Raw genomic sequence first — 10,436 nt, forward strand, 5'->3', positions numbered from 1 at the left:
GATGATGAAGGGCGCCAACGTACCAGTGCCGATGTCCGCGGTACGCGTCGAACTGGGGTGGCAATCGGGTCCAGGTGTTCCTGACGCGGACGCGTCCGCGTTGTTGCTGGCAGGGGGGAAGGTCCGCTCCGACAGCGACTTCGTTTTCTACAACCAGGCGCAGCACCCGTCGGGAGCGGTGCGCCACGAGGGCAAACAGCAGGGCCCGACGGTGATCGACTCGCTGTCGGTGAATCTGGCGCAGGTGGAACCGTCGATCGAGACCGTCGTCATCGCGGCATCGACCGACGGCGGCACCTTCGGCCAGTTCCACGGCCTGTACGTGCGGGTGCTCGACGCGAGCAACGGCGCCGAGGTGGCGCGGTTCGACAGCACCGGCGCCACCTCCGAGACCGCGTTCGTCCTCGGTGAGCTGTACCGCAGGCAGGGCGCGTGGAAGTTCCGCGCGGTCGGGCAGGGGTACGCGTCGGGTCTGGGTGGACTGGCCACCGACTTCGGCATCTCGGTCGACGACGAGCCCGCGCAGCAGGCGGCGCCCGCGCAGCAGTACGCGCCACCGCCGCCGCAGCAGCCGTTCCAGCAGCCGCCGCCGCAGCAGTTCGCGCCGCCGCCCGCCGGTGGGGCGCCGGTGAATCTGAGCAAGATCTCGCTGACGAAGGAGGCGCCCTCGGTCTCGCTGACCAAGCAGGGCGCGACCGGCGGCACCATGCGGGTCAACCTGAACTGGACCTCACCGCAGTCCAATCGTGGCGGCGGCCTGTTCGGCCGCAAACGCGGTGGCGGCGGCATCGATCTGGATCTCTGCTGCTTCTTCGAACTCGCCGACGGCCGCATCGGCTCGGTGCGCGCCCTCGACCGCTCCTTCGGCGACCTGCACCAGCCGCCCTATATCCGGCTCGATCAGGACGACAGGACCGGCGCCAACGCCAACGGCGAGAACCTCGACATCAACCTCGATTTCACCCGCCAGTTCCGCCGTATCCTGGTCTTCACCTCGATCTACGAGGGCGCCAACGATTTCCGTGGCGTCCACGCGACGGTCACCCTGTACCCGGTGAACTCGGCACCGATCGAGATGACACTCGACGGGTGCATGGACGATTCCCGTGACGCGGTACTCGCCCATATCGAGAACCTCAACGGCGAACTCGTGGTTCGACGCGAAGGCACCTTTATCCGGCCGCCCGCCGGACGACCCGGTGCCGGGGTCATGGAGATCGCCCAGCGCTACAACTGGGATTTCGGTTTCAAGGCCGGTCGCGGCAAGGGCTGACCCGGTACGCGACGAAGGCCCGGCGGTTTCGGATCGCCGGGCCTTCGTTCGTGTGGGGCGTGTAGCCAGCCGTTCAGCCGAGTGGCAACCGGGCATCGAGCCGATCGAGCAGGCTGCCCGCCGCTTCGCGTACCTCGTCCAGGTCCCCGGTCCAGCCGAGCATCCGCAGGGTCGCGTCCGGGATGGTGCGCTCGGCGTACTCGGGGGCGGCGCCTTCGTCGGAGCGGATGCTGATGACCGTCTCGACCAGCCGGAACGGCAGTACTTCGGCGCCGGAGATGCCCGCGACCCCCGCCTCGGCGATCACCTGACCCGCGAAAGCCTCGTAGTGGCCGCGCAATTCGTCACGTCGCAGCCGGAAGACGGCGAAACGTTCGGTGCGGACTTCGGGCAGCAGGTAGAGCGCGCCGAGATTCCACTGCGCCGCGCAGAGTTGCCTGACATCGAACCAGGCCAGGGTGTAGAGGCAGGTCGCGGCGGGTTCGGCGAGGTCGCGCATACTCGCCGCCAGTTCCAGTGGCGTGGCGATGGTTTCGGCCAGTAGCGCGTCGAGGATGTCGTCCTTGGCGGCGAAGTGGTGGTACAGCGAGGCCTGCCTGATACCGACGGCGTCGGCGACCGCGCGGGTCGAGGTGGTGGCGTAGCCGTTGGTGGTGAACAGTTCACCGGCCGCGTCGAGGATTTCCGCGCGCGGTGTCCTCCCGCGGCGCGTTCGCTGTTCCAGACGGGGACGGCCGGGGCCAGGGTTTGCCACCTGCCCATTCTGGCACCGTGACCGTGCGGCACGATCGGCGCAGTGGGCCCAGCACGGTCGGGTGAGAGGTTTCTGTCATTTGATAGAAACTCCGGCAACACAGAAGTTACGGGGGTTACCGCAAGCGATACACACAGGTCACCGAATGAGCGATCGAAAACGCAAAACTGTCATCTGACAGGTATTGGCCGCTCGCCGAAGGACCGCACATGGCCACGACAGCTTCCCCGCCCGCCCCCACCGACCTCACCAAGGACAGCGCCGATCTCGAAAGCTTCGGCTACCAGCCGGTGCTGCACCGCAAACTCGGACGCTACGCGTCCTTCGCGGCCGGATTCTCGTTCGTCTCCATCCTCACCACCATCTTCCAGTTCTTCGGACTGGGTTACTCCTTCGGCGGCGCCGCGTTCTTCTGGACCTGGCCCATCGTTTTCGCCGGACAACTTCTCGTCGCGCTGAACTTCGCCGAGCTAGCCGCCCGCTACCCGATTTCGGGCTGTATCTACCAGTGGTCGCGCAGGCTCGGCGGCGAGATCGTCGGCTGGTTCGCCGGCTGGATGATGGTGATCGCCCAGGTCGTCACCGCGGCCGCCGCGGCCATCGCGCTCCAGGTGGTGCTGCCGTCGATCTGGAGCGGATTCCAGATCATCGGCGAGGACAGCGCCCTCACCTCGTCCTCCGGGGCGAGTAACGCGGTCCTGCTCGGCAGCATCCTGCTGGTCGTCACCACCACGATCAATGTCATCGGCATCGATCTGATGGCGAAGATCAACTCGATCGGCGTCACCGTCGAGATCATCGGCGTCGCCGCGATCATCGCGCTGTTCTTCGTCAACACCGAACGCGGCCCCGGCGTCGTCTTCGAGACCGATCAAGCCGCACCGGGTCCGTACTGGTCCGCGTTCCTGATCTCGGGCCTGATGGCCGCCTACGTCATGGTCGGATTCGACTCGGCGGGCGAACTCTCCGAGGAGACGAAGAATCCGCGCACCGTCGCACCGCGCACCATCCTCACGGCGCTGTCGGTATCGGCGCTCGGCGGCGGCCTGCTGCTGCTCGGCGCGCTGATGGCCGCACCGAGCCTGACCGACGGCTCACTGGCCACCGAGGGCCTCGCCTACGTGCTGACCGCCAAACTCGACAGCGCGCCCGGCAAGATCCTGCTCGGCTGCGTCGCCGTGGCGATCATGGTCTGCACCCTGGCGATCCAGACCGCGGGTTCGCGCCTGATGTTCTCGATGGCCCGCGACGGCAAACTCCCCTTCGCCAAGCAGCTCGCGGCCGTGCATCCCCGCTACGGCACACCGATGCTGCCCGCGATCGTCATCGGGGTGCTCGGAATCGGGCTGCTGGTGCTCAATCTGGGTAACGGCGCGATCTTCGCGACGCTGGCCAGCGTCTGCATCGTCTCGCTCTACCTGGCCTACCTGCTCGTCACCGTGCCGCTACTGATCCGCCGGATCAAGGGCTGGGACGACGAGGCCGATCCGTCGCTGTTCTCGCTGGGCCGCTTCGGGATTCCGATCAACGCGCTCGCCGTGGTCTGGGGTATCGGAATGGCGATCAACCTGGCCTGGCCGCGTGCCGAGGTCTACATCCCCAGCGGTGGCGGCTGGTGGATGCAGTGGGCCGCACCGCTGTTCGTGCTCGTGGTGATCGCCGTGGGCCTGGTCGTGCACCGACTGGTCGTCGCGAAACCGCGCGGCGCCGATATGCCGGAGGCCGTGGCGCAACCCGCGTAGTCCTCCTCGGCCGGGTGGTGGGCACGGGACCGCCCACCACCCGGCCACCTCCCGGGGCCACCGGCGCCGCTGGACCGAACTCGCCGTCCCTCCGCCCCGCACCGCGGACGGACATTCCGAAGGGAGCACATCATGACCGAAAAGGGGACCGCGTCCACCGAGGGCGCGCGCTCACACGCCAGAGCGCAGGCCGCCGCAGCGACGATCGCCCGTCCGGACCTGCCCGAGCACATCGCACCGTCGAAGATCACCTGGGACCGACGCATTCCGTCCGGCGGCTACGCCAACGTGGTGCTCGGCCGCGGCACCAGGATCCGGCTGGGCGACCCGACGGGCGCGGCCTGCGCGCATGTGCTGCTGCTGCGCGCCGACGCGCCGTGGGAACGACTCAATGTCGCCGACACGGTGAAGGTGCCGTGGCAGGCGTATCTGTCCTCCGGTCATCCACTGCTCTCCGATCAGGGGCGGGTGCTCGCCACCCTGGTCGAGGACACCTCCGGTCACCACGACACCCTGTGCGGCCCTTCCGACGAGGCCCGCGCGCTGCTGCGACTCGCGGGCGTCAAACAGGGTCTCGCACCGCGTGATATCGCACCCAGCATCACCTTCTTCCGCGGCGTCCGCGTCGAATCCGACGGGGCGCTGACCCCCACGGGCAGCAGCGGTCCCGGCGCGACGGTCGAACTTCTGGTGCACCTGCCGGTGATCCTGCTGGTCGCCAACGCCCCGCATCCGCTGGACCCGCGCCCCACCACCGAACTCGACGTCGTCGTCTGGTCCGCACCCGAGGATCTCGCCGACGTTCCCGATTCCGGCCCCGAATATCAACGGGCAGTGGAGAACACCGAAGCGGCCTGGACCGCCGCGATGAACCAGGAGGCAGTGGCGTGACCGGCACCATCGCGACATCGACCCGCACCATCGTGCTCGACGAGACCGTCCCCGCCTGCGCCCCCTGGTCGACGGTGGTGCGCGCGGGCGACGAACTCGAGATCATCGACCTGCACGGCAACCAGGCCGTCGACTGCCTGCTCTACTCCGCGGCCGACCACGCCGACCGCTACAGCGCGCAGGCGACGATCACCGCGCAGCGCAATATCTTCCTCACCACCGGCAGTGTGCTGCGTACCGATATCGGCACCGCGCTGATGACGGTGGTCGCCGACGAGGTCGGCAATCACGACACCATCGCGGGCGCGTGCTCGCAGGAATCCAACACCCTTCGCTACGGCCACCACACCCGCCACCAGCACGCCTGCGTGGAGAATTTCCTCGTCGAGGCCATGAGATGGGGCCTGGGCAAACGGGATCTGGTGTCGAATATCAACTGGTTCATGAATGTACCGGTGGAAGCGGACGGCACCCTCGGCATCGTGGACGGATTGTCCGCGCCCGGCAAGAAGGTCACGTTGCGGGCCGAGATCGACACGCTGGTGCTGGTGTCGAATTGCCCGCAGATCAACAATCCCTGCAACGGTTTCGATCCGACGCCGGTGCGAATGGTGGTGTCGCGATGAACGTCGTCCAGATGATCCCGGAGCACGCGCTCACCGAATCCGATTCGAATGTGGGGCTGTCAGGAACCGATGTCGGCGCGGTCGATTCGCCCGGTGCGCGCGTCGGTGCCGCGCATTCCGGTGTGGCCGAGGCCATCGAGGCCGGTGCCACCACGGCCGGTACCAACACAGTCGGGACCACCGCGATCGGGGCCGTCGAACTGGAACCCATCGGGGTCGAGACCGGCGAAATCGGCATCGAGGCCACCTGCGTCGAGGTCGTGCGCCCCGGCATGCTCACCACCGTGCAGGACTGGCCCGGCCGCGTCGGTTACTGGCATGTCGGCGTACCGCCGTCGGGTCCGATGGACGATCTGTCGTTCCGGCTCGGCAACCGGGTGCTCGGCAATGCCGAAGGCGCGGGCGGGCTCGAATGCACCCTCGGCGGTCCCGCGCTGCGATTCGCCGAACCCAGGTGGGTCTGCGTCACCGGCGCACCGGCAACGGTGACCCTCGACGGCGTGCCCGTCGAACTGTGGCGCACCGTGCTCGTACCCGCCGGTGGCGTTCTCGATATCGGCGCCGTCCACGGACCGGGTATGCGCACCTACGTGCTCATCGAGGGCGGTATCGAACTGCCCGAATACCTGGGCAGTATCGCGACATTCACCCTCGGCAAATTCGGTGGCAGCGCCGGTGGCGCGCTGCGCGCCGGGGAGCTGCTGCCGCTCGGCGCGCCCACCCGGCGGATCGCGCCCGCGGTGCCGATGGGCGATCAGCCGGTCTTCAGCCGTCGCTGGGAACTGGCGGTGACCGAGGGACCGCACGGCGCACCGGAATTCTTCACCCGCGCCGATTTCGACACCATCATCGGCACCGATTACGAGGTGCATTTCAATTCCGACCGCACCGGCGTCCGACTCATCGGCCCCAAACCCGAATGGGCCAGGACCGACGGCGGCGAGGCCGGTCTGCACCCGTCGAATATCCACGACACCGCGTATTCGGTCGGCGCGCTCGACTTCACCGGCGACACCCCGATCCTGCTCGGTCCGGACGGACCGAGCCTCGGCGGCTTCGTCTGCCCGGTCACCGTGGTCGCGGCCGAGCGCTGGAAACTCGGTCAGCTCGCACCGGGCGACGCCGTGCGATTCGTCCCCATCCGCCGCGAACACGCCGCCCCACTGGCCGCACTGGGCGCGGGCAGGCGCGCGGCCTGGCCTTCGGTGCTCTCGGTCGGCGGCGACGGTGACGACGGCGTACTGCGCCGCGCCGACGTCGACGACGAGATCGGCGTCACCTACCGCAGGGCGGGCGATGACGGTGTCCTCGTCGAATACGGCGCGATGACACTGGATCTCGGCCTGCGCGCCCGCGTGCACGCCCTGCACGAATATCTGCTGGCCGCAGGCGTGCGCGGGGTGACGGAACTGACCCCCGGCGTGCGTTCACTCCAGATCCGGGTGGATCCCAGGGTGCTGCCGATCCCCGCGCTGCTGCGATTGCTGGCCGAAGCCGAACAGCATCTGCCCGCCGCCGACGAACTCGTGGTGCCGAGCCGCACCGTCCACCTCCCCCTGTCCTGGGACGACCCCTCCACCAGGGAGGCGATCACCCGCTATATGCACGGTGTCCGCTCCGACGCGCCGTGGTGCCCGTGGAATATCGAATTCATCCGCCGGATGAACGGCCTCGGCACCGTCGACGACGTCTACGCCACGGTATTCGGTGCCGAATACCTGGTTCTCGGCCTCGGCGACGTGTATCTCGGTGCGCCGGTGGCGACTCCGATCGACCCGCGCCATCGCCTTGTCACCACGAAATACAACCCGGCCCGCACCTGGACACCCGAGAACGCCGTCGGCATCGGCGGCGCCTACCTGTGCATCTACGGTATGGAAGGCCCCGGCGGCTACCAGTTCGTCGGACGCACCACCCAGGTGTGGAACCACCGCGCCACCGAATCCCCTTGGCTGCTGCGCTATTTCGATCGGATCAGCTGGTATCCGGTGGAAGCCGACGAACTCATGGATATGCGCGCCGATTTCGCAGCGGGCAAGGTGGACGTCAAGTCCGAGGACGGCGAGTTCCGTTTGGCGGACTATCGCAAATTCCTCGACGACAACGCGACGTCCATCGAGGAATTCCGCGCCGTGCAAGCCGACGCGTTCACCGCAGAACGGGAATCGTGGCGGCTGGCCGGTGAGTTGAAGGACTGACCGTGCGGGCCGCTCGGTGGGCACGGACGGATCGGACCGCTCGGGCTCACCTCAGCGTCTCGAACGATCACGCCGCGAAAGCAACTGCGCCACTCCCTCACCGGTGAGCTGATTCAACGCGTTATAGCGGCCCGTGATGAGCAGGAGCAGATCTGCGACAGGTCCTTCGATACGGAGACCCGCACCGACGGCCCAGTCCGTGTCGGTCGCGATCAAGCGGTATCCGCCGAACTTCTTGCGAGCACGGAAACGGGTGCCCATCGCCCAGACTCGGGTCGCGGCCAGATGCGCTGCCGTGATAGGCATTTCACGCCGGAGCCCCAATGGCACGGCGATGTCCTGTCCGTGGACGAGCAAATCCATCAGCCGGTCGGCGGGGATGGTGCCGACCGGCGTGAAACGTACCGCGATGGTGTCGCGCAACTCCGTCACCAACTGTTCGTTCGTCCGTTCATCGGCATGACGCACGGCGGAGTCTCGTATCAACGCGTCGAGGCTTCCCCTGGCTCTGATCAGGGCGATCAGAATCGTCGTGATCTCGGCATGGGCGGACAGCACCACGTGCGCGACGACGTCACGCACCCGCCATCCGGCACACAGTGACGCGTGATCCCACGCGGTCGGCGGTAGCGCCTCCAGCAATTCGACGAGACTCGCTCGTTCGGTCGCTACAGCGTTCCAGATCTGATCGGCGCTCGGTCTCTCTGGGCTCATTCGGTTCTCCTCGTCCGATAGGGGTTCCAGTACCGTAGGAACTCCAGTCGGGTGGAGGTTCCAGCGATCGTGACCGAGAACACATACCGGCGCGGCGGCATCGGCATCGGGGAGCTGTCGCGGAGGACGGGTGTGCCGGTGCGGACCCTCCGCTTCTATTGCGACGAAGGAATACTCGAATCGTGGCGCAGTTCCGGCGGTCACCGACAATTCGACCCGGTGAGCGCGCCCGATCGGGTGCGCTCGATTCGCCGACTGCGCGCACTCGGACTCGGCCTGAGCGTGATCACGGAAATCCTCGCGGGCACCTTATCGGTCACCGATGCCGTTGCCGCTGAACGGGTTTCGTTGGACGCCGAATTGGGCGCACTGACCTGGAGGCGAGCAGCGCTACTCGCCCTGGAGAGCGCGGAGGAGGACGAGCGAAACGCTCGCCTTGACCTGCTCACAATCATCCAGGACCGTCACGGCGCCTACGACAGTCTCGTCGCGCTCTGGCGGCGACTGCTCGCCCCTATGCCTCCCGCGATGTTCGACGGGTTCGTGGAGATGAATATCCCGGCCCCGCCCGCCGATCCCACCGTCCGCCAGATCCTCGCCTACGCCGAACTCGCCACCGCCGTCACCGATCCCGCGTTCGCCCACGTGATATCCCGTCAGCTCTGGCGAACCGATGGGACGGTCCGCGACAGACGGGAGCTGATCGAGGGTGTCGCCGAAGCCTGCGAGGTCGTCGGACCGTTGGTCCTGGCCCGGGTCGAGCCGCGCCCCGGTCCCGAACTCGATCGTTTCCTCGCCGCGCACACCGCCGCGAAAGGCGAACGCGACACACCGTGCTTCCGGCGTCGACTGCTCGAAGCGGCCGATGACTCCGACCCGAGAATCCAGCGGTATTGGGCACTGACCAGCGTCTTCACCGGAACGACGACCGCGGGAGCCGCCCAGCACTGGCTGTACCGAGCGCTGGCACGATCGGCCGTGTCGCACGGGTGAGACAGTTCGGCGGCGTTCGCGGACGTATCGGCCCGATCTACCTGCGTCGGCTCGCCAATTCATTCGCATAGTCGAGGGTGCGGTCAGAAACGAAGGGGACTCCGACCGTGAGCGATATTCAATTTCCGCAGATGCGTATGTACGTCGAACACGCGCTCGAATCGCTGGCGGATCCGGTGTATCAACGCAGGGTGTGGATCGAGCGACAGTTTCCGCACGAAGGTTTCTACGACGATTTGGATCTGTCCATACATATCCTCTACGACGACTGCGTGGTCTGCCCGGACCCGCGTTCCACGATCGGGGCGGTCCTGGTGGACGGACCCGAGGTCGACCGGCTGATCGAGCTGGATCGGGTGCTGGGTCCGATGATCGAGCGTCTCGGAAATGTCGGGGATTCCGAATATCTCGACGATCCGCAGTGGCCGCTGGTCATCGCCGCCGCGCGTGCGGCCCTCGCGGCGATGCGGGAGTCCTGAGTGTTCGATTGCCGGGTCCGGACGCCCTTCTGCCGAGAGCGCCGGTTCCCGTGAGGTCAGCCGACCGCTCGGAGTCCGCGCAGCAGTATCTCGACACCGCCGCGGAATTCGTCGTCGGCGGACATCGAACGCGCCTGTCCCGCCGTGCGAACCAGAAGGGGGAACTCGTCGGGCGACATCGTCGCCATCGCCGCCGTTCCCGGACCACGCAGGGAGGCGTAGTGCTCGTTCTGGAGGAAACCGAGCAGGAACGAGATAATCGCGCGCTGGGCGATCACCCGGTCCGCGCCGTCGAATCCGCCGTCGGTGAGGACCGACAACGCGGTCTCGATATAGCGCATGGTCGCCACCGACGCCTGCCGGTGCCGCAGGACGAGGGGGACGGTTTCGGGGTGTGCGGCGACCGCGTCTCGCATGCGGTGCAGCAGCAGCGACAGGCGGTCGCGCCAGTCGGTTCCGGCGGGCAATGACAGGTCGAGCGGGTCCATCACCAGGTCGACGACGAGCACTTCCAACTGCTCTCGGTCGGCGACGTAGCGGTACAGCGCCATGGTCGCCATCCGCAATTCCTGGGCGACCGCCCGCATGGTGAGCGCGGCGAGCCCGTCTCGGTCGATCACGGCGAGTGCGGCGGTGGCGAGATCGGCGGTGGTCAGGGAACGAGGACGTGGCACGGGTTGACAGCGTACAAGGTACGCGCATACTTGACGTAGGCGTACGTGATACACCTACGAAAGGAAGCCGATGTCCCTGCCCGCCCGAATCC

The 10,436-nt window shown here is 67.3% G+C and carries 10 protein-coding genes; 7 read left to right on the forward strand and 3 right to left on the reverse strand.

What is annotated here, in order from left to right; translation table 11 throughout:
* The first annotated feature begins 4 nt into the window (after window positions 1–4).
* The gene (locus tag JZ792_RS30680; protein ID WP_216916057.1) at window positions 5–1,273 is read left to right on the forward strand and encodes a TerD family protein; all 1,269 of its coding nucleotides are present in this window, start codon (window positions 5–7) and stop codon (window positions 1,271–1,273) included.
* A 73-nt stretch (window positions 1,274–1,346) separates the two neighbouring features.
* Here JZ792_RS30680 and JZ792_RS30685 read toward each other — a convergent pair whose 3' ends face one another.
* Window positions 1,347–2,027 (reverse strand): TetR/AcrR family transcriptional regulator, encoded by a 681-nt coding sequence (locus JZ792_RS30685; RefSeq protein WP_216916034.1) that lies wholly within the window; start codon window positions 2,025–2,027, stop codon window positions 1,347–1,349.
* Between the two features lie 209 nt (window positions 2,028–2,236).
* On the opposite strand from JZ792_RS30685, the gene JZ792_RS30690 reads away from it, so the two are divergent.
* The 4 genes from JZ792_RS30690 to JZ792_RS30705 all read left to right on the forward strand — a co-directional run bounded on the left by JZ792_RS30690 (window position 2,237) and on the right by JZ792_RS30705 (window position 7,484).
* The gene (locus tag JZ792_RS30690; protein ID WP_216916037.1) at window positions 2,237–3,769 is read left to right on the forward strand and encodes an amino acid permease; all 1,533 of its coding nucleotides are present in this window, start codon (window positions 2,237–2,239) and stop codon (window positions 3,767–3,769) included.
* 132 nt (window positions 3,770–3,901) lie between these two features.
* Window positions 3,902–4,660 carry a DUF1989 domain-containing protein gene (locus JZ792_RS30695; protein WP_216916039.1) on the forward strand — a complete coding sequence of 253 codons (759 nt, stop codon included), beginning with the start codon at window positions 3,902–3,904 and terminating at the stop codon, window positions 4,658–4,660.
* Between the two features lie 8 nt (window positions 4,661–4,668).
* Window positions 4,669–5,286: an urea amidolyase associated protein UAAP2 gene (locus JZ792_RS30700; RefSeq protein ID WP_216916060.1), complete on the forward strand. Its 618-nt coding sequence runs from the start codon at window positions 4,669–4,671 to the stop codon at window positions 5,284–5,286.
* A 236-nt stretch (window positions 5,287–5,522) separates the two neighbouring features.
* Window positions 5,523–7,484 (forward strand): 5-oxoprolinase/urea amidolyase family protein, encoded by a 1,962-nt coding sequence (locus JZ792_RS30705; RefSeq protein ID WP_216916063.1) that lies wholly within the window; start codon window positions 5,523–5,525, stop codon window positions 7,482–7,484.
* A gap of 51 nt (window positions 7,485–7,535) precedes the next feature.
* On the opposite strand, the gene JZ792_RS30710 is transcribed toward JZ792_RS30705, so the two are convergent.
* Window positions 7,536–8,198: a maleylpyruvate isomerase family mycothiol-dependent enzyme gene (locus JZ792_RS30710; protein ID WP_216916042.1), complete on the reverse strand. Its 663-nt coding sequence runs from the start codon at window positions 8,196–8,198 to the stop codon at window positions 7,536–7,538.
* Window positions 8,199–8,267: 69 nt separating this feature from the next.
* Between JZ792_RS30710 and JZ792_RS30715 the strand changes: the two genes are divergently transcribed.
* On the forward strand, window positions 8,268–9,191 hold the full coding sequence (locus tag JZ792_RS30715; RefSeq protein ID WP_216916044.1) for a MerR family transcriptional regulator: 924 nt from the start codon (window positions 8,268–8,270) through the stop codon (window positions 9,189–9,191).
* Window positions 9,192–9,298: 107 nt separating this feature from the next.
* Complete coding sequence (locus JZ792_RS30720) at window positions 9,299–9,670, forward strand: SCO4402 family protein (RefSeq protein WP_216916046.1); 372 nt, start codon at window positions 9,299–9,301, stop codon at window positions 9,668–9,670.
* A gap of 56 nt (window positions 9,671–9,726) precedes the next feature.
* Here the strand turns inward: JZ792_RS30720 and JZ792_RS30725 are convergent, their stop codons facing one another.
* Window positions 9,727–10,344, reverse strand: coding sequence for a TetR/AcrR family transcriptional regulator C-terminal domain-containing protein (locus JZ792_RS30725; protein ID WP_216916048.1), 618 nt, complete (start codon window positions 10,342–10,344; stop codon window positions 9,727–9,729).
* Window positions 10,345–10,436: the final 92 nt, after the last annotated feature.

It is taken from the genome of Nocardia noduli, assembly GCF_019038455.1.
GTDB lineage: Bacteria > Actinomycetota > Actinomycetes > Mycobacteriales > Mycobacteriaceae > Nocardia > Nocardia noduli.